Source organism: Occallatibacter riparius, assembly GCF_025264625.1.
Taxonomy (GTDB): Bacteria; Acidobacteriota; Terriglobia; order Terriglobales; family Acidobacteriaceae; genus Telmatobacter; species Telmatobacter riparius.
Genome location: NZ_CP093313.1, coordinates 5,225,860 through 5,250,947 on the forward strand (window position 1 = coordinate 5,225,860; position 25,088 = coordinate 5,250,947).

The window sequence follows — 25,088 nt, forward strand, 5'->3', positions numbered from 1 at the left end:
GAGCGGTTGTGTAGCGCAGTCCCGTTTGCTAGCTTGGCGTAGATGCCGTCAACTGCGCCGGAACAACTCCGCAGCACGATCGAGACACTCTACCGCTCGGAATCGGGCCGCGTCCTGGCCACGCTCGTGCGCCTCCTCGGCGATCTCGATCTCGCCGAAGAGTCGATGCATGAAGCGTTCGCCGCCGCTCTCGAGTCCTGGCCCCAGACCGGCATCCCGCAAAACCCACGCCCCTGGATGATCTCAACTGCCCGCTTCAAAGCGATCGACAAGATACGCCGTCGTGCCCGCTTCGATGCGGCACAAACCGATCTCGTGCGTCACCTCGAGACCCGTCTTAACGAGACAAGCTCGGAAGCGGACGAGATCGACGACGACCGTCTCCGCCTCATCTTCACCTGCTGCCATCCCTTACTCGCTCCCGAAGCCCAGGTAGCGCTCACTCTCCGCGAACTCTGCGGCCTCACAACGGAAGAGATCGCCCGCGCATTTCTCGTTACGCCGGCTACGCTCGCGCAGCGCATCGTACGCGCCAAAACAAAGATCCGCGAGACACCGATCCCGTACGAGGTGCCCACGCCACAAGAGCTGCCCGAGCGGCTCGACGCAGTGCTTCAGGTCATCTATCTCGTCTTCAACGAGGGCTACTCCTCCGCAGCGGGAAGGGAAGTCACACGCGCCGAGCTCACAGGCGAAGCCATCCGGCTCGGTCGCCTGCTGCTCGAACTTCAACCCGAGCCAGAAGTGATGGGTCTGCTCGCCCTTATGTTGCTGCAGGAATCCCGTCGCGCCGCGCGAACCTCTCCAACTGGCGAGCTGATCCTGCTCGAGAATCAAGACCGCGCACTCTGGAACAAAGAGCAGATCGCCGAGGGCACAGCATTGGTAGAGAAGGCCCTCGCGTCCCGCCGCTTCGGCTCCTACACACTGCAAGCCGCGATCGCCGCCGTTCATGCGCAGGCGGAGACGGCCGCGGCGACAGACTGGCGGCAGATCGTCGCCCTTTACAACCAGTTGGTGCGCATTCAGCCTTCGCCGGTCGTGCAGCTCAATCGTGCCGTCGCCGTAGCCATGCGCGACGGCCCCGAAGCCGGCCTCAAGCACATCGATGCCATCTTCCAACAAGGTGAGTTGGCCAATTACTACCTCGCGCATTCAGCTCGCGCGGAAATGTGCCGCCGCCTGGGTAGGATAGCCGAGGCAAAATCCGCTTACGAGAAAGCACTGGCACTCACGCAACAGGAACCCGAACGCCGCTTCCTGCAGGACCGCATTCAGCAGCTGAAATAAAACTAAAAATCTTCGGAGCAAGCTGTCGATTTCCCGTCTCCCCGACGACTATAGGGCAAAGAACGATGCGCTACCGCTCCTGAGTGAACAGGAACGAGTCATCGGGAACACATCGGAACAAGGAGAAATGCTCATGCCACAGTATCTCGTCTGCAACTACATGCCTGACGACTTCGACCCCTCCACCGTAACCGAAGAGATGATGGAGCAGATTCACGCCCTCAACCGCGAACTGATCGCCTCCGGCGCTCGGAAGTTCGCCTGCGGCATCGCACCGCCAGCCGCCGCGAAAACCTTGCGCAGACAGCCCGACGGTAAGGTGCTCGTCACCGACGGCCCCTACACCGAGACCAAGGAGCACATGGGCGGATTCTGGATTCTCGAAGCCGCCAACATGGACGAGGCGCTCGCATGGGCGAAGAAAGCCGCCATCGTCTGTGACGTCCCTGGAGAGGTCCGTGAGCTTCTCTTCTTCCCAGCTCAGTGACAAAAGGCGACGGCAACAACACCGGGAGGCCAGGAGGAATCAGATGGGAAATCTAATCTACGCAATCAACCTCACTTTGGATGGTTGTTGCGACCACACCAGATTCAGGCCAGAGGAAGACGGCTTCGAATATCACATAAACCTCCTGCAAAGCGTGGATACGCTCGTCTTCGGTCGCAAAACCTATCAGCTGATGGTCCCCTATTGGCCTGACGTCCTCAAAGACCCATCTGCGACAACTGCAGATATCGAGTTTGCCAGGGCGTTCGAATCCACCAGAAAGATCGTCTTCTCCCGAACGCTGGAAAGCACCGAAGACCAAAACACTCACATTGTGCGCGGAGACCTTCGCGAAGAAATGCTCAAGCTCAAACAGGGCGGAGCCAGGAATATTTTGGCCGGTGGTGTAGATCTTCCCTCCCAGCTCATTGAGCTAGGCCTCGTCGATGAATTCCGTTTTCTCATCGCACCAACACTTGCAGGAGCAGGAAGGAGGTTGCTCAACAGTGCCAGCCTGCCTGCAAACTTGCATTTGAAACTGGTGGAATCCACTCCATTCAAATCAGGATGGATCGCACTTCGCTATCTAAAACAGTGATAAAGAAACTCATTGCGTGCTTGTCCTAACTTGTCAGGGCTGTGAAGAGATGTCATCAGGAGGGTAGAACCGTGAAATATATTTGTTTGGGCTACTTCGACGAAGCCAAATTCGAAGCCATGTCGGAAGGCGAACGAAACGAGATGTTCGACGCATGCTTTGAATACGACGAGCATATGCGCGCCAGCGGAAACTGGGATCGTGGAGAAGCGCTTCAGGGTCCGGAAACTGCCTTGACCCTATCGTGGAAGGACGGCAAAGTAGCAACTACTGACGGCCCTTTTGCGGAAACCAAGGAACAGATCGGCGGCATCGGATTCCTCGAGGCCCGCGACATGAATCATGCTGTGCAACTCATCGCGGAGCATCCGTCCCTGCGATACGGCAGCACCTGGGAGATTCGGCCGGCAGGAGACCTGACCGAAATCCAGAAAGCAAGCGAGCAGCGACGCAAAAAAAACGCTGCTCACTGAAAACACGCGGCGATCACGGATCGAAGTTCGTTCACCCAACTGCCATCTCGAACTCCTGATTCGTGCGCCGCGTCCACTCATCCCCAAAGCTGATATCAAGCGCCCGTCCCACCACCACACCCTGCCCGTCGAGCGGCACATGCTTCAACTTCGCCAGCGCCTACGGAACTTTCCTGCCGCCTCTGCGTACTTCAAAGGAGATTCTCAATAAGCAACAGGAAGGTGAGCGCCCATGAACGTTTGGCGGCATCTCCGTTATGCATGGCGCACAGTCTGGCAGGCGCCCGGACTCTCCGCAGTCATTATTCTCTCCATCGCCCTCGGCATCGCGGCGCCCACCACCGTCTTCAGCGTTGCCAATGGACTCCTCTGGGGACTGCTTCCGGTAAAAGATCCCGGCCGGCTCGTCATGTTTTCTGAAGGCGAATCCTTCTCCTACCCCGATTACCTCGACTTTCGCGATCAAACGTCAGACATATTCGACGGCGGCGTCGCGGCGCATTTCCCCATCATTCCCGCCAGTGTGGGCGGCAGCGGCGCGCCCGAGCGCGTTTGGGGCCAGGCCGTCAGCGGCAACTACTTCGCCATCCTCGCTCTGAAAATGCAATTGGGCCGTCCGATCCTTCCTCAGGAAGACACGGTGCTTGGCCGAGACCCCGTAGTGGTTCTCAGCCATGAGTTGTGGAAACGCCGGTTCGGCGCTGACCCGCAGGTCCTCAATCGCGAAGTCGTCCTGAACGGAAAGCCCTACACCGTTGTCGGAGTGGCGCCTCCCGGATTCGAGGGGTCCGATCGCGGCATCGTTTCGGAGTTCTGGGTTCCGCTCGCCATGTGCGAAACCATCGCGCCCTTCCTCGAAACTGATTCCGGCGGAAGAAACAACCGCAGCAACAACTGGCTCATGCTCAATGCCCGATTGCAGCCTGGCGTGAATCGCGCAACAGCCGTAGCCAAAGTCAATCTGCTCAAGAAAGGCCTCGATCAGAAGTACCGGCCCGGCCAGAAAGACTACCGGGCCATCACCCTGCAGCCCGCCGGCGGCATGATCGCCGGATCAGTCTCTCCCGCGTATCTCCTGGTCACGGTGCTGATGGTGCTGGCAGGCGCTTTGCTCCTGCTCGTCTGTGCCAACGTGGGCAATCTCCTGTTGGCGCGGTCAAGCGGACGCCAAAAGGAAATCGCCATTCGCATGGCCCTCGGTTCTGCCCGCAGCAAGCTGGTGACCCAGTTGCTCATAGAAAGCACCCTGGTCGCTGCTCTCGGAGCCGCATTGGGCCTCGTGCTCGCCGCCGGCGCCGCGCACGCCCTCTCGACGTTCCAGCTTCCCATTCCGCTGCCCATCAAATTCGATTTCAATGTCGACGTGCGTGTGCTCGCGTTCACAGCTCTTCTGATTCCTCTCACCGCTCTCGCCTTCGGACTCATCCCGGCCCTGCGCTCCACGCGTCTTGACATCGCCGCAGTCCTCAAAACAGTTCCCGGAGATTCGTCGCGCGGACGGCGATTCACCTTGCGCAACGCGCTGGTGGTCTTCCAGGTAGCCATCTCCGTAGCTCTATTAGCAGCGGCCGGATTGTTCATCCGCAGCGCCCACAACGCCGCTCTCATCGACATCGGGTTTAAGCCCGACGGCATCCTGATCGCGGCGATCGACCCCAGAACCCACGGATACTCCGCCGAAAAAACGGTCCAGTTCACGTCCCAGCTTCGCGACAAAGTAGCGGCCATACCCGGAGTACGATCCGTCAGCTTCACTGACCTCGTGCCCCTCAGCTTTGCTGGAACCAACTACGATTTCTCAACCCAGAGCGAGGGAAGCGCGCCCGAGCAGAAGGTCAACGCCAACGTCTTCACCGTCAGCGACGGCTTCTTTCAGACCATGGAAATGCCAATCCGGCAGGGAAGGGACTTCCATCGGCAGGCAGAGTCGGCCGGCGCAGTCATCGTCAACGAGCACTTCGCCGCACAACTGTTCCCGCGCCAGGACCCAATAGGCAGGCAGATTCACCAGGGCAAAACGACATACTCCATCATCGGCGTCGCTCAGAACTCGAAGACGCGCTTCATCTCAGAAGCGCCTGACAACACCATCTATCTCCAATTGGGATCGGTGCCCAGCGCGTCGGCAAGCTTCTTCGGAATGTCCATCCTGGTGAAGAGCGCTGGCGACGCACGCAAATTCGAGCGCCCCTTGCGAGACGCGATCGCCTCCCTCGACCCCAACATGGCTGTATTCAACGTCGAGACGATGGAGGATCACGTATCCAAGTCGCTCCTGCTGCCCAAAATCTCGAGCATCCTGCTTGGCCTCTTCGGCGCAATCGGGCTCGGGCTCGCCGCCATCGGCCTGTTCGCCGTGATGAGCTACTGGGTCCGCCGCCGCGTGCATGAGATCGGCATCCGCATGGCGCTTGGCGCGCGGCGCGGCGAACTGCTGCAGATGGTGCTCGGCCAGGCGCTGGCAATGACTGCCATGGGATTAGTCATAGGCATCGGGCTCGCGCTGCTCCTCGGCCGGTCCATGGCCAGCCTGCTTTATGGAGTGAAGGGAGCCGACCTGGCCACGTGTTGCACTGTTTCGGCCGTATTACTGGCCACCGCAATTGTCGCCACCATCGTACCCGCGCTCAAAGCGGCACACGTAGAACCAAGCATCGCGTTGCGCCACGAGTGACAAGCCGCGCTGGACGGATCGCTGAGCCCTGTTGACATCCAGATCCGTCCTCCCCCTGAGTTTTGATTCCGCGAGCACGGGCTGTGCTTCGTAGTAAAGTGAAGGCGCGCAGGAAGACATGACACACGCAGCCCGGTTTTACCTCGGCAGCATTGCGTTCGCTTTGATCATCGTTCTCCCTGTTTTTGTCTACCTCAAGCGGCGTCGTCAGAGCGAAGGGCGCATCGTGCTGTGGATCCTTGGCATTTGGGTCATCTGGAATCTCGTGAATGCCCCAATCCATGAGGTATCGCATCTCTTAGGCGGCTGGTCTGCAGGTCAACATGTGAACGATTACCGGCTCATCCCGCACTTTTGGGAAGGAGACTTTGTTCATGCATACATATCCTGGGAAGCCGGCACGCCATCGCAATACAAGGTGAGCACTCTGGCTCCTTACGCAATTGACGGTCTGGTTATCTTGCTCGGATTCGCCCTATGCTGGCGGCAAAATAGAATGCCTCCATTTACAGGCACGCTGATTCTTTTCCTATTCTTTCTTCGCCCGTTCTACGACGTCGCCACAAACTATGCCGCAGATGCAATTCTGGGCGGAACTGGCGACGTCGCATTCCTGCTGTACGCTTATCCGCGACCAGCCGTACATCTGTGCGCCTGGATGCTGATGTTCCTGGCTGCCGCGGGTGCGTTCCGCGAGATCTGGACGGAGCCGCGCAACCACGAAATATCGATCTCTGCTTCCGCGACAGAGCGATAATAGGTACGGCACTGGTCCGTCGCGCCGAGCAGGGCCGCGTTTGCTTCCATTTGGGAAGCACGACCTGAATCCTCCGATTCGAGCTCGTGTAGCCGCTCACCCGCCGAGGTGCAAATGAACGCCCTCCTAGTCTACCCGCAGTTTCCCGAAACATACTGGAGTTTTAAGTACGCGCTGTCATTCCTGGGCAAGAAGTCGGCGCAACCTCCACTGGGGCTGATGACCGTTTCCGCTCTGTTGCCAGATCACTGGCAGAAGCGATTGGTAGACACCAACATTGAGCCGATTCGCGAACGCGACCTTAACTGGGCCGACGTGGTCCTGTTGAGCGGCATGCATATCCAGCGCGACGCTTTGCTGGCCATCGTCGAGCGATGCCATGCACGCGGATTGCGGACCGTCGTTGGCGGACCTGTTGCGAGCAGTGTGGCCGCGGCTGATCTGAAAGCGGATCATGTAGTGATTGGCGAAGCGGAAAGCCTGATTGCCGATCTGGCGCGCGACCTCGAACAAGGCGCTGCTCGTGCGGTATACCAGGCACGCGAAAGACCGGATATGGCTACCAGCCCCCTGCCCGATCTGAGCCTCATCAAGATGAATCGCTACTCCACCATGACCGTGCAGTACTCGCGCGGCTGTCCGTTCAACTGCGAATTCTGCGACATCATCGAGATCTACGGCCGCCGCCCACGGACCAAGGCGGTGGCTCAGGTGCTCGCTGAACTTGACCAATTGCGCGCTGCGGGCTGGCGCGAATCCGTCTTCATCGTCGACGATAACTTCATCGGGAACAAGGACCGCGCCAGGCAGTTGTGCGTCGCCCTCGCCGAATGGCGTCAGCAATTCAAAACCAGCTTTGATCTCACCACTGAAGCTTCGCTGAACCTGGCTGACGATCCGGAGTTGATGGGTCTGATGAAGGAAGCGGGATTCAAAGGCGTGTTCCTGGGCATCGAAACCCCCGATGAGTCGGGGCTGATCTCCAGCAACAAGTTGCAGAACACGCGGCGAAGCCTGCTTGAATGCGTAGCAACCATCCAGAGCTATGGCATGGAGGTCATGGGCGGATTCATTCTGGGGTTTGACACCGACAAGCCCGACATCTTCGATCGCATGGTCGACTTCATCGAAAAAAGTGGCATCCCGATCGCCATGGTGGGACTGCTGCAGGCCATGCCCGGAACGCAGCTATTCCGGCGCTTGTGGAAAGAGGGCCGAATCCTCGACGCCGGTCATGGTGATAACACCGGAGTCCATTTGAACTTCCTTCCCCACATGAGCCCAGAGCGCCTGGTTGCGGGCTACAGGTCCGTGCTGCAACGAATCTACAACAACGAAGCTTATTTCAAGCGCGTCAAGCTCTATCTCAGCCGGGCGCCGTCACCGCGTGGTGATCGGTCCTCCCAGCGCCGCTGGTTCACTCATAGCAATGTCCGCGCCCTCGTCACGTCGATGCTTCGCCAGGGAATCTTCGGCCGTCAGCGTTGGGCCTATTGGAAGTTTGTAATGACGGCTGCCACGCGCTATCACCGTTCCTTTGGCCCCGCAATGGCCTTGGCGGTGATGGGCTATCACCTCCAGGTCGTCACTCGCAAGCTCTTGAAGGCCGAAGATGGAACCGGCTTTTCTCTCGCCGATTGACAGCGCCTTTGCGGAAGAATCCGCTCTCAGTGACCTGCGGAAATCCCCATCTCGCCGCTCTCCTCGATGAGTCCGCTTAATCGTTTGCAGTGGGCGGGTCACCCTGCGCCGCCCGGCCGCATCACAAGGCGGATGGAGAGGCCATCCACCGGTGCACAGCACGCGCTCGCGAGAGTAGCCTCCCAACCCAGTCTGCGCAGCGCGCAGCAAAGGAGTTCCAACATGACGGATCCAATCAAGTTGTTGAGGATCGCGAGTCTTTCGCTGGCCACGTGTGTTTTCGCAGCAGGAGCAGCCGCACAGGCTCCCGCCACCGGCACTCAGAGCACCACTGGCTCTCAACAAAATCCGCAAACCGGAGCCCCGTCCGGTTCCCAGTCAGGCGCTCAGTCAGGGCAGCAATCCGGCTCGTCAAGCTCCCAGTCGGGCTCCAAGACCCACAAGCATCACAAAAACAAGTCTGGTTCCGGAAGCAGTACGGACGGGACAGAGTCAGGCACCATCGGTGGTGATTCCACCGTAGGCGGCGGCACCACCTCCGGATCCGGACAGAAATCCACCCACCACAAGCGTGGATCGAAAAATCCCAACGGCTCCACAAACGGCAGCGGCTCGGGAACCGGATCAGGCTCCGGCACATCGGGCACGGACAGCAGCCAGCCTCAGACCCCGCCCCCCAACCAGTCCCAGCCGCAGTCGCAACCCCAATCGCAGCCGCACTAATCCAACCTCCGCAACCCTCACGCAGAGGCGCCCGACAGAACGACTCAGCGGGCGCCCTCGCTGTCCTCGCCAACCAATGCGTGGTGTGTGCAACAACGGAAATTCGCGGGAATCAGAGGCTCTAACGCCGACGGAGGCCGCTACTTCCTCGACGCCTGTATCGTCATGCCTTTCTTGAACGGTCCACCGGGCGGCCCTATGAAGCCTTCCTCCAGGAAGGAAGTCGGTGTGATATTCGACCAAACGATCCGCGATGTCATCGGTTTACCTTCGAATGACTCCGGCTCTTCGACAATCAACTCCTTTCCGTTCCACTGCACAGTCATCCCGTCTTTTGCGTCCTTCAGGTCGCATGTGTGTTGGTTCTGATTGTTGCAATCAAGAGCACGTAAATTGTGGCTCGCTCCGTCAGCCCAGAAGAGACCGACGATTTGCATTTTCATCGGTCCAGCACTGAAGGATTCCTCGTCTATGAGCACGAGCGCTCCCGGAGTAAGATGCCAAACCTCTTCTCCAGATCCTTCAATACCGTTCGGCGAACTGGGGCTCGGCTCGAACTTGACCTTCAATTTCCAGTTGCCCGAGAGAGAATCGGCGACGCTTTGCAATTTGCCAGTTGGTGTCTCTGCGGCCTGGGCATGCGCCGCAGCTGAAGAGAAACTCAAACCTGTGAGTAGCACACAGGCTACTAGTGCTTTCATAGCTCACTCCTGAGTTCGATCGGGGACAGAACAACCTTCCGCATCTCCGCGGCCACTGCGAGAAATACAAGATATCTCGACTGCGAGGCGAATGGCTATGAGCAAATGCAAAGGGACGCAAAATCATCGTCGAAAACCGCACCGCATACATTCTTAAGTCCAGTCCCCAGCAATCCCGCGATGCGCTAGCTGGACGTTGGTTACGGCCCTCGTTAGACTCGGAAGTCGAGAGGTCCTAACTTGAGTTGGACACTTGCGTCTCTGCAAAACTTCGGCGACGATGTACGGTTTAGTCTTCGCCAATTCAGGCGGGCACCCGGATATGCGGCATTCACCGTCCTGGTGCTGGCACTCGGCGTAGGAACCGTTACAGCAATGTTTGCTATCTGCTATGCCGTCCTGCTCAAGCCGTTGCCGTTTGAAGCAGATCAAACGCTCTTCCAGCCGGTGGCAAAGACTACCGCGGGAACTGAGCCCGAGAGCTTCTCCTACAACGAGATCAAGGCCTGGCAGACTGCAACGGAGGGAACGGCCGACCTCGCATTCAGCCAAGGCGGCTTGAATATAGCCGACGGCCCCGCAGGAGCGGTGTTAATTACAGAGGTCAACGCCAGCCAGAATCTGTTTCAAATGCTCGGCGCCAGGCCCATGATGGGCCGCGGATTTCTGCCTGACGAGCTGGAGGGCAGCGGCTCTGACGTGGTGATACTCAGTCATGCGCTCTGGCAGCAGAACTTCGCAGGAAACAAAGATGTCCTGGGCAAAACACTGCACATCGGAGGCGTGCCGCGGACAGTCGTTGGCGTAATGCCCCCGCAATTCATGTACCCGCTGTGGGAGAACCGCCCCGAGGCCTGGGTTCCTATAGACCGCAGCGAGTTGGGCGCATCGAACAAGGACGCATATTCCTATTTCACTCCTCTGCTCCGCGTCGAACCCGGAGCCTCTACAAAGGCGGTGGAGACTCAACTGGCGCAGGCGCACGCACCGTTCGCCAAAGCGAACGACGCGAAAATTCAGTTATCAGGACTACGCGAATTGCTCGTGACCGACGTGCGGCCGGCGCTTCTCGCCTTGGAAGTTGCAGTGATTGTGGTGTGGCTGATCGCCTGTAGCAACGTAGCCGGCCTTCTCCTGGCCCGAGTCGTATCGCGGCGAAGCGAGATTGCTGTGCGAGCCGCCCTGGGTGCGGCGCGGAGCCGGATCGTGGCGCAGTTCTTGACCGAGAGCCTCGCGCTCAGTTGCATCAGCGCCACCGGAGGGCTGGGTCTCGCGGTCGTGATGCTCCACATCTTCCGTCGCACTCTGAGCGAGAAATTGCCGTTGGGTACTGAAATCCATTTGAACTGGGCAGTGTGGACCAGTCTGCTGGCGCTCACCATTGTCACAACGTTGGCGTTTGGCGCAGTTCCTGCGCTGATCGCCTCGCGCACGCACATGGACGCCGGGCTGAAGAGCAGCGGTCGCAAGTCGGCCGGTGATCGGGGACAGAATCGAATCCGCAGCGCGCTGCTGGTCGGCCAGATCGCCTTGTCCATCACGCTGCTCATCGGCGCGGGTCTGATGATGCGCACCATGTATGCGCTGCGGCACGTGCCGCTCGGGTTCAGAACCGATCACTTGGTGTTGACCAGCCTCACCATTCCAAATGATCTCTACAAGGATCGCAATGCAGGCACTGCGGTGTGGCAGCCGCTGCTCGACGAGATTCGCCGTCTGCCCGGTGTGCGCGACGCGGCGCTCTCCACCGTTCTCCCCATTCAGCATCCGGTGGAGCTGATCACCGCCATATATGCGACGGAGTGGATGAAAGGGGATGGAAGCGCCGCGGTTCGCGCTGCCACTCCAGGATTAGTGGACGCTCTTGGCGTGCACATGCGCACCGGGCGGTTCTTTAATGATGGAGACACGGCGACGAGTCTGCCCGTGATGGTGGTGAACCAGACGTTTGTGAATCGATATCTGGGTGGCGGAAAGGCAGTCGGCCGCCAGATTCGATACGGCCATGTTCCGCGGACCGCCACCATTGTGGGCGTAATCGAAGACGTGCATCAGGATGGCGTGGCCGAAGAAAGCCAGCCAGAGTTTTATCTGAGCATGTCCCAACTTGACCAGCAGCAGCAGATTTACCGCGCTCTCCTCGGCCGGTTCATGCAGGTAGCAGTGCGAACCGAGACTGCACCCGGCGTGTTGATACCCGAGTTACGGCAGGGAATTCATAGAGCCAATCCGCATCTGGCCATTGGAGCATGCAGCACAATGGCCGAGGCGGTGGAGGACTCAATCGGCGCACAGAAAGTGGCTGCGCACGTGATTGCCGTCTTTGGAGGGCTCGTGCTGCTGATAACCGTGGTCGGGCTGTATGGACTGCTGAGTTATATGGTGGCACAGAGAACACAGGAAATCGGAATCCGCATGGCATTGGGAGCGGATCGCCGCCACGTAGTGGGCATGGTGCTGCGGCAGACGCTGATCTGGCTGGGCACAGGAACCGTGATCGGTATCGCGTTAGCCATCGTCAGCGGTCGACTGCTCAACGGATTCCTGTTTGGCGTCCGCGCAATCGATCCATGGACGATTGGGTTGGTATCCGCAGGGCTGTTCGTGTGCGGGATGCTGGCCGCAATGCCGCCCGCCCGGAGAGCAGCTTCATCGAACCCGGTTGACGCCTTGAGAGCAGAGTGAAGCACACGTAGAGTAGCGGATTGCCGTAAATTTCTCAGATGACCCATTCACGTCAAACCACTCATCAACCCTGTGTGAGAGTTAGATCGAGGTTTCTGCTCCTGCTGCATATCGTCGTCGAAAACTAACTCTGATTTTGAGCGGCTGAGTTCTGTGCCTTACTCTTGCACTGGCATGTATTCAAGTCCATTGAGGGGTCCTATGAACAAATCGAAGTGGCTGGCGCTTGTCGCGGCTCCGCTGGTGATGATCGCAACCGCAGTGCCATGCGTCTTCTCCGCGCAGGCGCTCGCTCAGAACAGCAGTAGTCCGTTTTCCGGAAAGTGGGATTTCGACGTCTCCGGTCCGCGAGGCATAAGCGCTCGGTGGCTTGGCGTCACTGAAAAGGGAAGCAACCTTGAGGTCTGGTATCAGCCCGGCGGCGGCCATGTCCATCCCGTCGATGATGTTCACGTGACCGGATCGCATATGACTCTGACCGTGGCTCCTGCCTCCAAAGACCATCCAGCGATCACCTGGGAGTTGGAAGCAAAAGGCGGCAAACTCGTCGGAGAAGAAAAGAGCGGCAGCACCACCACCGCGATCACAGGCGTGCGCGCGCCGGAATTGAAAAGCGCCGCTCCAAAGAAATGGACGGACCCGAAGCCGCTGTTCAATGGCAAGGACCTTCAGGGATGGGAGCCGGTTGGCGATGCCGCATCGAGTCACTGGACAGTTCAGGATGGGGTGCTGGTGAACACGGCCCGCGGCGCAAACCTCAAGACAACATCGAAATTCGAGGACTTCAAGCTGCATTTTGAAGTGAGCAGCCCGGAAGATTGCAACAGTGGTGTCTATTTGCGCGGCCGCTACGAAGTCCAGATCGAAACCGAAACGCCAGTCAAGGATCCAGTCGAGCGCCGCATCGGATCGATCTACGGCCGGATCGCGCCGCAACCCGAAATACCGCGAGCGACCGGGAAGTGGGAGTCCTTCGACATCACCCTGGTAGGCCGCACCGTCACTGAGGTCCACGACGGAGTCACCGTAATCGACCACAAGGTGATCGATGGCATCACCGGCGGCGCATTAGACGCCGACGAAGGCGAACCTGGTCCCTTCTACATCCAGGGTGATCACACCGGCAATCTGAAATTCCGCAACATCACCGTTTCACTGCCGAAGAAGTAGGCATCTGCCGGCATCTCCCGGCGACACTCGTCGGAAGATGCCGAGTTCCTCCATGCAATGCGTCGATGCTTTCTGGCTTCCGACTCCGCAGTCGTGGGGAACGGTTCTAAAATGAGATGTGCGCGCACTTGTTCTCACCCGTCGACCCGCGCCAGGTACTCTCCCGGATGTCCTTCGCATGGCGGAGCTCGCCGAACCCTCACTCCGTTCCCGCGACGTTCTCATTCGAGTATCTGCTTCCAGCATCAACATCGATGACATTCACTTTGCCGAAGGGACTTTCTATGGCGGCCTTCCCCTCGGTCCGCGTCCAAAACCACACGCGCCCGTTACGCCTGGCAGTGACGTAGCCGGCGTAGTGGTTGCCGTCGGTCGCCATGTTCAATCAGTCCAGGTCGGTGATGCCGTTTTTGGGGTGCAGTTGCCATTCCGAAGAGGAGGCGCATGGGCAGAGTTATGCGCTGTAGATGAACGATGGATCACCAGAAAACCTGAACACGTTTCCTTTAGAGATGCCGCGGCCTGCGGTGTCTCCGGGCTCGTGGCGCTCTTCGCAATGAATGCTATGAAGATCCGCGCCGGCCAGCAAATCGTGATCCTCGGAGTCACAGGCGGAATCGGCACCATAGCAGCTCAGCTTGCGATTCGCGCCGGGGCTAAAGTCATCGGCGTATGCGGCACGAGAAACATCGATCGAGCCTATCGCCTCGGCTGTTCACTCGTCATGGATTACAGCCAGGGCCCTTGGGATCATCTGCTCCGAGAGCACGGAATAACATCCGTTGACCGTGTACTCGACCTGGTTGGCGGTCGACACAACGAACGGATGGGGCAAAGTATTCTCCAACACCATGGAGCTTATGTCACGGTCGTAGGGCCCGAGCGATTCGTCGGAGACCGGCGTCTCGGCTGGACAGGAATCCTGGCGAATCTCGCGCACGTAGGCTATCGCAGCATCAGCTCCTATTTTCGAGGTCCGCGCTATATCCTGACCGGGCCCGGTCTCAATGCAGGTAAACAACTTCCCAACATTGCCGCTGCCGCGAGTGCAGGTGTGCTGCCGGCGATTGACTCAACCGTGCCATTCGAACTGGCACCGATCCGCGATGCCCTCAGACGAGCTGTCGCTCACTCGAACACCGGTCGAATCGTAATTGAGATCAGCCGAACACCAACGCCGGAATAGTCACTGTCGATATTGCAAATAGTTGTTGACCTATCGTTCATAGGCATAATACTGTTATGCCTATGAACGATATGCTTGACGCGCTGAGTCCGGCCGGCGCTCTTCCCATGCTCATCCTTCGCGTGCTGCAGTCGGAGTCATTGCATGGCTATGCAATCGCACAACGCATTCATTTGCTTTCCAGTGAGGTGCTGGCTGTGGAGGAAGGACTCTTGTATCCCACGCTGCAGAAGTTGCTGCGCAAAGGATTGGTTCAAGCGGAGTGGGGCATATCAGAAACAAATCGCAAGGTGCGCTTCTACCGCCTCACGCCGCAAGGCAAGGCCGAGTTAAAACGCGAATTGGCCAGCTATGGACGAATCACGCAGGCCATCCAGGAAGTCCTTCGAACCGCATAGCAATCCTTTGAGCTTGGGAGGGTCCATCGTGCGCGAATTCCTTCGGCGAATTCATTATTTGATCAACAAGCGTCGGCTCGATGCCGAACTTCAGAATGACATGGAGTTCCATCGTGAAATGGCCGCGCGTGCGGGACGAAAGAACTTCGGCAACACTCTGCGCATGCGGGAACAGGCGCATGAAGCGTGGGGTTGGACCTGGCTCGAGCGCCTGATCCAGGACCTGCGCTATGGCGTAAGACTTCTCGTGCGCGCGCCCGGATTCACGCTCATGGCTGTGCTCGTGCTGGCCATCGGCATCGGAATCAATGTTTCCGCATTCAGCCTGTTCAACATGGTCGCGCTCAAACCTCTTCCGGTCCTCGACGCTGAGCGCCTCGTGCGGCTGGAGCGCCGCTCACCCACCAGCTACACAAGCGAAATGGCGTATCCGTCGTTTATCTTTTATCGCGATCATGCGCGGACCCTTTCTGCCGCAATTGCAGTTCTCGGCGTACCGCCCATGCAGATTGATGCCGATCAACAACTCACCAGCCTCTCCTTCGTCACGCCGAACTACTTTACGGAGTTGGGCACTCAAGCCGCATATGGCCGTTTACTCGATCCGGACAGCGATGGAAATGCAGATTCCCCTGCCGCTGCGATCTTGAGCTACGGCCTGTGGCAACGGCGGTTTGGCAGTGATCCGAACGTGATCGGCCGCGTCATCCACTTGAATGGAAAACCGGTCACGGTCCTAGGCATAACGCCCTATGCATTCGCCAGTCTTGGCGGGCAGCATCCGGACATCTGGCTGCCGATCGCGCAGCAACCCTACTTCTTTCAACACAGCGCTGTTCTCAAGGATTGGACGAACGCGAGCGTGCGCATGTGGGGCAAACTGGCTCCGGGTGTGAGTGCAAAGGCCGCTGAACAGGAGCTGCGTTCCCTGACGAATGAACTGCGCCACGAGCATCCCGAAGCGGTATGGGATGGCGAATTCATTCAGAGCTCTCCGGGAGGGCATCTGCAGGTGATGCAGCCGCAGATGTATCAGATCGCGGCCATGATCGGTGTGCTGACGCTGCTTATCCTGGTCGTGTCCTGCGCTAATGTCGGCGGGCTCATGCTGGCGCGGGCTGTTGCACGACAACACGAAATCGGAATTCGCCTCGCCATTGGCGCTGGACGTTGGCGCATCTTGCGGCAACTCTGCACGGAGAGCCTTGTGCTCGGCGCTCTCGGCTCTCTTGCAGCATTGGGCCTGTCGTGCGCGGCTCTCAAGCTGATAATTGCTAAAGTGGATGCGCCGAAATGGCTGGACGCGCGGCCTGACTGGCGCGTGCTGTTGTTCACGGTCGGAATGACGATTGCCGCCACACTCTTCTTTGGCCTCATGCCCGCATTGCAGATTGCCCGCCAGCGGCAACAGAAGACGCTGGCGCGGCAGATTCTGGTCGGCGCGCAAATCGCGGCAAGCTCAGTTCTGCTCATTGTGGCGGCCCTATTGGTGCGCGCAACGCAACACGCGCTTTATACCGATCCGGGCTTTGGATACGAGCACCTCGTCTCCATCGATCCTCAACTCGCACGCCATGGCTACACCGCGGCGGCGGCGAAAGATTACCTGAACCAGATGCAGAATCGGCTCCAAAATCAGCCCGGAGTGAACGCCGTCTCACTGGTGAAGCTTCCTCCGTTAGGGCACACCGTCGCCAATTCAACGACGGAGATTCGCGGTAAACGAGTGGTGATTTATCCCAACTGGGTCGCGCCGGATTTCTTCAGCACGATGGCAATCCCCCTGCGAATGGGACGCACCTTCAATACCGGCGAAAAACACGTCGTTATCGTGGGCGAGTCGTTCGCGCGTCGGCAGTGGCCCGGAGAAAATCCGCTGGGACAGACAGTCGGCGACGGAGCCATCAAGGACATGGTCATCGGCGTAGCTGGCGATGCCCACATCAATGCCCTGAGCGATGACGATGCGGTGGAGCAGTACTGGCCAGAGCAACCAGAAGACATGCCGGATATGGTGTTGATCGCGCGCGCGGCGGGCGAGCCAGGCTCACTCGCTCCCGTCGCAAAGACAATCGCCACAACCCTCGATGCTTCGGTCGTTCCCGAAGTTCGGCAGCTCAAGATGCTTTATCGCGAGAACATGCAACAGATTGAGACGGTCGCTGCCACTGTGAGTGTGGTGGGCATGGTTGCGGTCACGCTCGCAGCAATCGGACTCATGGGATTGGTCGGATATGTAGTAACGCAACGCACCAAGGAAATCGCGATCCGCATGGCGCTCGGGGCACAGCCGCTCGCTGTATTGAATGCAGTCCTGCTGCAGTTCCGATGGCCTTTGCTCGTGGGCCTCACAGTGGGCACTGCATTTGCCGCGTACGGATCAAAGCTCCTGCGCGTAGGGCTGTACGGTATCAACAATCTGGATCTGGTCAGCTATCTCGCTGCATTGTTCACGCTGGGCGCAATCGCGGCGCTTGCAATGGTCCTTCCCGCGGCCCGTACTCTGCGCCTGAATGTCGCGGCGATTCTCCACCATGATTAGTGACTTTGGGGGTCAATAAGATGAGAAGCTAGTTTGACTTAGGCGTTAACCCTGCCCACGTCCCGTCGGAGTTATCAACTGCCGCACGTCGCGACTCTTAGTCTGAAAGACTCGGGAGCTCTAAATCCGCTGGAAAGAGCCCTCCTTTATCTATTAAGTGATGGCCAGCACAGACATTTCTGCGCAGTGGAGCTACTTTCTTCCCTCCATATGGAGTGGGCTTTCTCTGTCCTGAGCTTCTGGGAACCACTGAAGTAATCGAGAACATGCCCCTGGGAATTGTCCAAGTGCAGTAAGTTTCCGCGAATGGGCCATAACCGGTCTACGGCAGCGCCTGCGCGACTCACTCGAGGACTCCGGCCACCCACAGCTCTGGAGAGTACGCATAGAGCTAAGTCTGTTGGGGGGTGGATCGCTTCGTCCTCCTTCTCCTCACAGACTATGCGACATGAACGATCCCAAGCACCGCGGATGAGCGAACCATTGCATCCCGTATCCGGCGCGTGGCGCAGCAACTTCGTTCTCGCTGCGGGAGGATCCGCCTCGCAACACCGGCTGCGATGAGCGCACACCAGACCAGGAACTGAAAGGAGATCTTCTATGGCTACAGCATTCATGAACCAAGCGGATCCTCGTTCGGGTCGAGGGCCCGCACTCTGGAACATCTTTAGAAAGTTGCAGATTTGGTGGTTGTTCCTGATTGCTTCAGGCGCCATCCTGACGATTCTGCTGCTGTATGCCCATCACCGCCAGGATTCTGTGGCAATCGTGGATGCGAGATACCCTCACGCTTCAGAGGCAACCCTGTTGGCTCTCATGACGACGGGCGCGCTGTTCCTCGCCGGCATCCTTCTCAGCACGATTAAGACGGAGAGAAAAGCGGCGAAGGAGCAAATGTGGGATCATCCGTTCGTCTGGATGGCCCGCCTGCGCTGCATGATGGCCCTCGGCATCACCGTCCTGATAGGCTTTGCCGTCGCGCACAGGGACGCTAATCCCGTCGCCATTGCCTGCGTAGCTATTCTCACAGCGGGGGCTGCGTGGGTAGCGGGGATGCTCCTGGGCTTCATTTTTGGTCTGCCCCAGCCGTCCCCCAAGCCTCAGATTTCGGCCCCAAATCAACCGCCCCTGGCAGCCAACTCAAACCAGCCTGATCCATCTCAGGCGGCTTCCAAGCCTCAAGCCTTGACTTCAAATCAATCGGCCTCGGCAGCCAACTCAAACCAGCCTGATCCATCTCAGGCGGCTTCCAAGCTTCAGACTCCAGCTACAGATCAACCGGTCCCGGCAGCCGATGCAACGAAACAGGATTCGCACCCACCCACAAACTTGGATCAGATCGGTGATTGGCTGACCAAGCTAATCCTCGGTGCAGGACTAACCCAGATCGCCAAACTTCCAGGCGGTTTGGACCAGCTCGGTACGTACATCGGCAGCAATATGGGATCCGGAAATGATTTCAAGCTGGTGGCAATGGCCATTTGTGTCTTTTTTCCCGCCTGCGGCTTCTTGTTCGGTTATATCTGGGGAAGGATTTTCTTGCCCGGCGCCTTCCGCTTGCCGGACGTCTTGCGACTTTCCCCAGAAAGTCCCGGCATTCATCGGGAACTGAAAACGACCGCTCCGTAGTCAGACGGACTGCCGACGAGCGCTCCTGGTAGAGAGGGCGGCGATGTCCTCTGCTCTTTTTTAGGCTCCTCCGGGGCTCATCGAAAGATTCGACGCTTTCCTCTTCGCGATGGAACTGGTAGCTGGTGGTGTGTCAGCCAGGATCCGTTGATCCAGCGGGCGGTCTTCTCAATTATCGAGAGCAGACCGGGTCACTCATGCACAGGACTTCGACCCTGATGAGCTGGATCCGATGGGTGGACAGCGCGAGTGGTCGAGTAGGTCCGGAATGCCGCGCCTGCGATTGAGTTCGCTGGTTCGTGTGATGATGTTCGATCGACTGGAATGAAAATCTGCCTGAGGCATTAGTGAGTGCATTGGCGATGGTGCGCCAGTTAAGCATGGCTTCCGTCCAGACTGCGACGACTTGTCAGGTCAGCCTGTAGATGATGGCTGAGGGATTTGCGCGCAGAAATGCCTACCCACGTTCTGACCTATCGCATCAGACTTGCGCGTACCGCGCTTTCAATGACTGCTTGCGAACTGGTGCGGTGGAACTCGCTGCCATCCGGGTGCACCGTCCTCCCATTGGTTGTCCGTGAGCTGTTCGACCCCGGTGCCGTCGGAGCGCATTACGAAGATCTCGCCGTAAGGCTGTGGCGCATCGGTGTACGCCGCTTCATCTTTGAAGCCCATCCTGGAACTTGCAAACGCGATGTACTCACCATCGGGCGACCAGGTCATATGAGCGTCGTTGCCATTCCCGTTCGTCAGACGCTTCAGATCGCTGCCGTCCGGCCTTATGGTGTAGACGTCGTAGGTCTCACCGGGCGCGTAGTTTCCCCCGGAAAGACGCGCAAACATGATCAGGTCACCGCGTGGAGACCACAGCGGAAAGTTGTCATATCCATCGGTCAGCTTCATGACACCTTTCGTCTCCAGGTCCATGATGCGCAGACCCATCCCTTCGCGGCTGAACGTTCGATACACGAATCGCTTTCCGTCCGGAGCAAAAGAGGGAAATGCGTTATTGCCTGCGCCGTCGGTCAGTTCCTGGAATCCGGTTCCATCGGCATTCACAACCGCCACCTTCGCCCCGCCATTGATGCGATCGTCAGGCTTCAAAAACTCAGAATGGAACCCATCAAAAAACGCCGCGAACTGACCGATGCCGAAGAGTATCTTGCGGCCGTCCGGCGACCACGATCCTGCCAGCGCGTTGTTGGTCTTGTCTTGATAAACCACCTGGGAGGCGCCTGTCGCCACCGTCGTCACGGTGATGGCAGAGGTGCTTACACCGCCGTTCGGACCACCAGTCGTTGCGAATTGCGTGCCCGAGGGATTGAAGGAGGGAAGAGTCCCGCCCACAACTTTCAGATCGTATCGCGAGTCCCGGCTGAAGACTTTCAACATCGGTACGGATTGCCCGGAAACGCGTCTGTGAAAGACGACCAGTTTCCCATCGGGCGACCAGGATGCCGTCCGGATGGCCCCTCGTGGACCTCGGCGACCGCTGAGGTAATAAATGCCGGGCTCTGACGTGCCTTTGCGTATATAGCCGATGTCATTCTGGCCAAGCGGAGACGGATTGATCTTCACGCCCGCAGCCGGCAGTTCGGCGGTTGCGCCTATCCCGGTATCGACTGACAGAAGGCGCGTGTCATTGCCCGGCTCAGGATTCGGCATCCGGTTCGGCAGCGTTTGCTGGGCAGTCATGCAATACGCGACTACGCGACGGCTGTCGGTCATCCACTTCGGGCTTCCGCAGAAATCCTGGTTCACAGGTACTTTCTTCAAGCCAGAGCCGTCAGGGTGCACTATATAAAGATCGGTCATCTGAAGGCGCTCCCACCGGCCCTCGCTGAAAGGCATAGGCTTCCCACGTCCAGACGAAAACGCAATCCATTTTCCGTCTGGCGACCATGCGGGGCGATAATCGCCGCCTGCCCCCGTCGTCAGTCTATGCACGCTCAGCGACACTATATCCAGCACCCAAAGATTCGCGGTTCCGCCTTCACGTGTACTGACGAAGACCAGCTTCTGACTATCTGGCGAGAAAGCAGCCTGATCGTCATAGGCCGGATCGGTTGTCAGTGCCTTCAGACCGCTGCCATCGGGTTTTACTTGGAAAAGATCCGCCGATCCATTTCGTTCGGAAGTGAACACGATCGATTTGCCATCCGGCGACCACACCGCGTCATAGTCATCCTCAGAGTTGGGAAGGAGAGGATGCTCGCCGCTGCCGTCGGATGCGGCCACGAAAATACGTGGATGGCCACCTCGCAACTCGACCCGGTTAAACGCAATGGTGGGTGCGCTGGGTCCCTGGGCACCCAGCAGCATGAGGCCAGCAACTGCAACCAGAATGGAACGCATCGCGAAAGTATATCGCTGAGATATTCGCATCGTCGTTGAAATAATGTGCTCATACCGCGATCGAATGCGGCGAGCCTGCGCTTGAGCTGCTAAGCCCTGAGGGTCGGTATCAACTACGGAGCCGGACTAGTCGGCCGTCGATTCTCGAGAACAGGCCAAAGCGCTCATCGAGACCTCGCCTATATCCGGAGGAGTCAACCAACTGTGATGGCCAACACAGAGGCCGGACTTCCCATCGGCGCACAATCTCCCTTCTGCCCCCTCTTCGGCGGCAAGGGAGAGTTATGCCCATGCGTCTGACATCCACCCTCACCCGTATCGGCAGAGGAGAAGGAGGCACGCCCCCACACCCTCCCCCCTCCCGGACCGGAAGGGCGGCCTTATTCAGAAAAGTGCATCCGAAAGCGACTCTCCACCCCCCGACAAAGGGAAGCGGGAGAGCCGAATGGGAATCCACGGCGGAGAGCAGTGGCACCCCCCACCCCCTCCCCCAGTCCGGTGGATGGGCGGAGGTCACAACACTGGAGCAGTTCACTCCAGAACGGACCGCGCAGCGGCCCGGCGAATACCCCACCCCTCCCCCCTCCGGCATCGTCGGACGGGAACATCCAAGTTGGGGAACAAGCAGCGCGACGCAGGGGCACCCCCCACCCCCATACGACGGTCTGGGAGTGCGAACCAGGAGCCGAACATTCCAGAACGGACCAGCTTCGGGGCCTCAGCGGGTACCCCACCCACCCCACCCTGGAAGCGAATCCGCGCGCAACAAAGGGGCAGGGAAATACCCCACCCCCCCGGGAGCTACGCAAACCGGAGGCACCCACCCTCCCCTTGTCACCTCAAGGAGAGGAGCCGGCGATCGGATGTTAACTGTAAGGTAAGGGTACCCCCTCCCCTTTCATTCTTCGTTTATTCGCCTCTTCTGTGCATGTAAACCACACAAACAAGTACACTAATGGAATCGTCTACCGTGCCTCGATGGAGATTTTCGGAGTGGTGCAGTGAGTGGGCAAAGATAACGGATGAGTAACACTATCAAAGCTGACCGGTCAGCTCCGTTATCCGACGCGTCAGGCTCATGGCATCGTGGGGCGCCCGGACCTTCACGTCATCATCGAAGTAGACGAACACATCCCGCGCCGCCTGCTTCGGCCCCGGCTCAGGATGCATCCGCACTCCGTCCGTGACCTCCTCGCCGCGCGACCAAGCCAGCACTCGCTGCGCCCAGCTTTCGATCCCGGCCTCGTCGTATCCGTTCGGATAGACCTCTTCATTCCCATGCAGCCGGCAATAGACGAAGTCCGCCGTCACATCCATCATCCGCGGCCACTTGTCCGTATCGGCGACAACCCCGGCGACCTGGTACTTGCGCAGCAGGGAAATATACTCCGACGTCGCGAAACTCTTGTTGCGCGCCTCCACCGCATGGCGCAGCGGCAGGTCCTCTTCCACTTCGAGCCACGACCGTTCGGCCATCCACTCATCGCGCTGCTTCGCATAGGCGGCCGCCTGCTCGTGCGTGTGCGGCAGCAGCGCCAGGAACTCCTCCAGGCGCTGGGGATCGAACTTGAAATTCGGCGGAAGCTGCCACAGGATCGGCCCAAGCTTCCTGCCCAGCCTCAGCAACCCCTGTGCCAGGAAGTTCGCCAGCGGAGTAGCCACGTTCTCCAGCTTTCTTATATGAGTGATGAACTGCGTACCCTTGACCGAGAAGACGAAGTCATCCGGCGTCTCCTTGCTCCAGTCAAGATAGCTCTTGGGCTTCTGGAGGGAATAGAACGTCCCGTTCAGCTCGATCGAGTTAAGCTGCCGCGAGGCGTACTCGAGCTCGCGCCGTTGCGCGAGCTTCTCCGGATAGAAGGTTCCGCGCCAGTCATCATAGCGCCAGCCGGACATTCCGATGCGTATCTGTCCACGTTCAGTCATGGGCGGGAAGGGAAGTTGGCTTTACCGCAGGCGTGCCAACGCAGCCGTGCCAACATTGTCCCATGTCACGGCCGGTTGGAGAGAAGGGAAGCGGCGAGGCTATGCGTCCAGCACCGCACTTTGTCGAGCCGGCCTCTTCGAGAAAAGCCGGAGCACCCAGTGCCCCTTCCACATCCACAGCCCTGTCATCACCATAATCGGCAGAAACACATACCGCGTCGGCCCTGCATACTGCGGAATCTTGTCAAACGGACTGTAGATGTACCCCACAATCGGAATGGCAAGGACGACGTGAATCCAGCGGAAGATCACCCGTTGCGTAGCATTGCTGATCATTGAGACCTCCGATAAAGATGTTCTTACTGCGCCGCCGGCGGCTGCCATTTTGGCGATTCGATCCCGAACTGTTCCGCGTATTCGGCGTTCAGCCGCTGCCAATCGAACTTAAGAGCGTCGCTCCCAACCGTACGGCCGATGGGATTCCGGTCGAGAAGGCGATCGAGCACGTCGAGACAAATGTGCCAACCAGCCGCCCCCCACGCAATGAAGCGCCGATCGATGTTGTGCCACAGCGTTAACCGTGTGCCGGTCCCAACTGGCTGAAGCTCCCACCGAAGGTTGCTTTCACCCCAGCTGTATTCGAGTAGCCTGGGCGCTTCCGCCCGCTTCACTGAAGTCTCAAACACTGTGGGCTTCGGCGTCCTCGCCATCGACATCGTCACCGGACCGACGGAGGACAAATTACGGTCGGCGTCGAACGGAGCCCACTCGCTGAGCTGCGCGGGATCTGTCAGCGCCTCCCACACCATCTCCGGTGCATGGCGCAGCTCCCGAACGAGGACGAGGGTCCACTTGTCTCCGTCTTTCTCTACCCGCGCTCCGCCGGCGGGCCCCGGCACATACTTCATACGATCGGTCATTTCCGTCTACCACCCCTTGAGCTGCGTGATCTGAACCAGATTTCCGCAGGTGTCCTTGAGCATCGCAATCCAGGCGTACTGCACATCCGTAGGACGCATCGTAAATTGGGCCCCCCGGCCCTTGATACTTTCGTACTCGGTCTTAAGATTGTCGGTAAAGACATTGGCCGCCGGCTGATTCTGCTGGAAGATGGCCTGCTGGTACGCAGCGGCCGCTGGATTGTTGTTCAAAGCCAATTGCAGCTCGGTGCCGGCTGGATCCTCGGCCGAGGTTACGGTTAGCCACCGATACGTGCCATTACTGAAATCGCTCTTCTTCGCAAAACCTAATACCTCCGTATAGAAGCGAAGGGCTTTCTCCTGATCGTCGACATACACGCTGCTCAGTTTGATCTTCATCGGATTCCTCGTCTTTTCGGATTGGGGCTGCGTTACGTGTTTTCGGTGGTGGAGTCTCCGCTCGTTCGAACCCGCTCCATGTTGTCCAGGTGGCGTTCAAGCGCATCCACGTGCGTCGACCAGAACCGGCGGAACTGGGAAAGCCAGGCATCAACCTCCTGGAACGGTTCCGGCCTGAGCCGATAAAGCCGGCGCTGCGCGTCCACGCTAGACTCAACGAAGCCGGCCTCGCGTAGTACACGCAAGTGTTTCGAGACAGTCGGCTGAGACATGCGAAGCTGACGCTCGATCTCTCCAACCGACTGCTCAGAGATGACCAGTAAGCTGAGGATTGCTCGACGGTTCGGTTCAGCGATGATTTCGAAGGCTGAGTCCACAAAACATTATATACACGTATAGGTATATACACGTCAAGGCATAAGAGGCCTTAGATACAATGAATGTCCGATAACAGATATTCTGGACAGTAGGATCGTCCGTTGAAGCAGCGGTGCCTGGATCGGATTTTCAATCGCTACTCGCTCCCCTTTTGGA

21 protein-coding genes are annotated in these 25,088 nt (G+C 58.6%); 14 read left to right on the forward strand and 7 right to left on the reverse strand.

What is annotated here, in order from left to right; translation table 11 throughout:
• Positions 1-42 precede the first annotated feature (42 nt).
• The 8 genes from MOP44_RS21330 (at position 43) to MOP44_RS21365 (ending at position 8,643) form a co-directional block, all read left to right on the forward strand.
• Positions 43-1,290: an RNA polymerase sigma factor gene (locus tag MOP44_RS21330; RefSeq protein ID WP_260792423.1), complete on the forward strand. Its 1,248-nt coding sequence runs from the start codon at positions 43-45 to the stop codon at positions 1,288-1,290.
• Between the two features lie 133 nt (positions 1,291-1,423).
• A complete protein-coding gene (locus tag MOP44_RS21335) occupies positions 1,424-1,777 on the forward strand; it encodes a YciI family protein (RefSeq protein WP_260792424.1) in 354 nt (117 codons plus the stop codon).
• Positions 1,778-1,820: 43 nt separating this feature from the next.
• On the forward strand, positions 1,821-2,375 hold the full coding sequence (locus MOP44_RS21340; RefSeq protein ID WP_260792425.1) for a dihydrofolate reductase family protein: 555 nt from the start codon (positions 1,821-1,823) through the stop codon (positions 2,373-2,375).
• 71 nt (positions 2,376-2,446) lie between these two features.
• Positions 2,447-2,848: a YciI family protein gene (locus MOP44_RS21345; RefSeq protein WP_260792426.1), complete on the forward strand. Its 402-nt coding sequence runs from the start codon at positions 2,447-2,449 to the stop codon at positions 2,846-2,848.
• Positions 2,849-3,080: 232 nt separating this feature from the next.
• A complete protein-coding gene (locus MOP44_RS21350; protein ID WP_260792427.1) occupies positions 3,081-5,522 on the forward strand; it encodes an ABC transporter permease in 2,442 nt (813 codons plus the stop codon).
• 118 nt (positions 5,523-5,640) lie between these two features.
• On the forward strand, positions 5,641-6,279 hold the full coding sequence (locus MOP44_RS21355) for a hypothetical protein (RefSeq protein WP_260792428.1): 639 nt from the start codon (positions 5,641-5,643) through the stop codon (positions 6,277-6,279).
• Positions 6,280-6,393: 114 nt separating this feature from the next.
• Entirely contained in the window at positions 6,394-7,920 is a 1,527-nt protein-coding gene (locus MOP44_RS21360) for a B12-binding domain-containing radical SAM protein (RefSeq protein WP_260792429.1), read from the forward strand.
• Positions 7,921-8,142: 222 nt separating this feature from the next.
• Entirely contained in the window at positions 8,143-8,643 is a 501-nt protein-coding gene (locus tag MOP44_RS21365) for a hypothetical protein (protein WP_260792430.1), read from the forward strand.
• Between the two features lie 140 nt (positions 8,644-8,783).
• Here MOP44_RS21365 and MOP44_RS21370 read toward each other — a convergent pair whose 3' ends face one another.
• A complete protein-coding gene (locus tag MOP44_RS21370; protein WP_260792431.1) occupies positions 8,784-9,344 on the reverse strand; it encodes a hypothetical protein in 561 nt (186 codons plus the stop codon).
• Between the two features lie 240 nt (positions 9,345-9,584).
• On the opposite strand from MOP44_RS21370, the gene MOP44_RS21375 reads away from it, so the two are divergent.
• The 6 genes from MOP44_RS21375 to MOP44_RS21400 all read left to right on the forward strand — a co-directional run bounded on the left by MOP44_RS21375 (position 9,585) and on the right by MOP44_RS21400 (position 18,954).
• A complete protein-coding gene (locus MOP44_RS21375; RefSeq protein ID WP_260792432.1) occupies positions 9,585-12,029 on the forward strand; it encodes an ABC transporter permease in 2,445 nt (814 codons plus the stop codon).
• 201 nt (positions 12,030-12,230) lie between these two features.
• On the forward strand, positions 12,231-13,199 hold the full coding sequence (locus MOP44_RS21380) for a 3-keto-disaccharide hydrolase (RefSeq protein WP_260792433.1): 969 nt from the start codon (positions 12,231-12,233) through the stop codon (positions 13,197-13,199).
• Between the two features lie 178 nt (positions 13,200-13,377).
• On the forward strand, positions 13,378-14,385 hold the full coding sequence (locus tag MOP44_RS21385) for an NAD(P)-dependent alcohol dehydrogenase (RefSeq protein WP_260792434.1): 1,008 nt from the start codon (positions 13,378-13,380) through the stop codon (positions 14,383-14,385).
• 56 nt (positions 14,386-14,441) lie between these two features.
• Entirely contained in the window at positions 14,442-14,783 is a 342-nt protein-coding gene (locus MOP44_RS21390) for a PadR family transcriptional regulator (RefSeq protein WP_260792435.1), read from the forward strand.
• A gap of 28 nt (positions 14,784-14,811) precedes the next feature.
• Entirely contained in the window at positions 14,812-17,325 is a 2,514-nt protein-coding gene (locus MOP44_RS21395) for an ABC transporter permease (protein ID WP_260792436.1), read from the forward strand.
• A 600-nt stretch (positions 17,326-17,925) separates the two neighbouring features.
• Positions 17,926-18,954, forward strand: coding sequence for a hypothetical protein (locus MOP44_RS21400; RefSeq protein ID WP_260792437.1), 1,029 nt, complete (start codon positions 17,926-17,928; stop codon positions 18,952-18,954).
• A gap of 504 nt (positions 18,955-19,458) precedes the next feature.
• Here MOP44_RS21400 and MOP44_RS21405 read toward each other — a convergent pair.
• The 6 genes from MOP44_RS21405 to MOP44_RS21430 form a co-directional block, all read right to left on the reverse strand.
• Positions 19,459-21,309: a TolB family protein gene (locus MOP44_RS21405; protein WP_260792438.1), complete on the reverse strand. Its 1,851-nt coding sequence runs from the start codon at positions 21,307-21,309 to the stop codon at positions 19,459-19,461.
• A 1,035-nt stretch (positions 21,310-22,344) separates the two neighbouring features.
• Positions 22,345-23,235: a DUF72 domain-containing protein gene (locus tag MOP44_RS21410; RefSeq protein ID WP_260792439.1), complete on the reverse strand. Its 891-nt coding sequence runs from the start codon at positions 23,233-23,235 to the stop codon at positions 22,345-22,347.
• A gap of 99 nt (positions 23,236-23,334) precedes the next feature.
• Positions 23,335-23,571 carry a hypothetical protein gene (locus MOP44_RS21415; protein WP_260792440.1) on the reverse strand — a complete coding sequence of 79 codons (237 nt, stop codon included), beginning with the start codon at positions 23,569-23,571 and terminating at the stop codon, positions 23,335-23,337.
• Between the two features lie 23 nt (positions 23,572-23,594).
• The gene (locus MOP44_RS21420) at positions 23,595-24,155 is read right to left on the reverse strand and encodes an SRPBCC family protein (protein ID WP_260792441.1); all 561 of its coding nucleotides are present in this window, start codon (positions 24,153-24,155) and stop codon (positions 23,595-23,597) included.
• A 6-nt stretch (positions 24,156-24,161) separates the two neighbouring features.
• Entirely contained in the window at positions 24,162-24,554 is a 393-nt protein-coding gene (locus MOP44_RS21425) for a VOC family protein (protein WP_260792442.1), read from the reverse strand.
• 32 nt (positions 24,555-24,586) lie between these two features.
• Positions 24,587-24,931, reverse strand: a complete 345-nt coding sequence (locus MOP44_RS21430) for an ArsR/SmtB family transcription factor (RefSeq protein ID WP_260792443.1) — start codon at positions 24,929-24,931, stop codon at positions 24,587-24,589.
• Positions 24,932-25,088 lie beyond the last annotated feature (157 nt).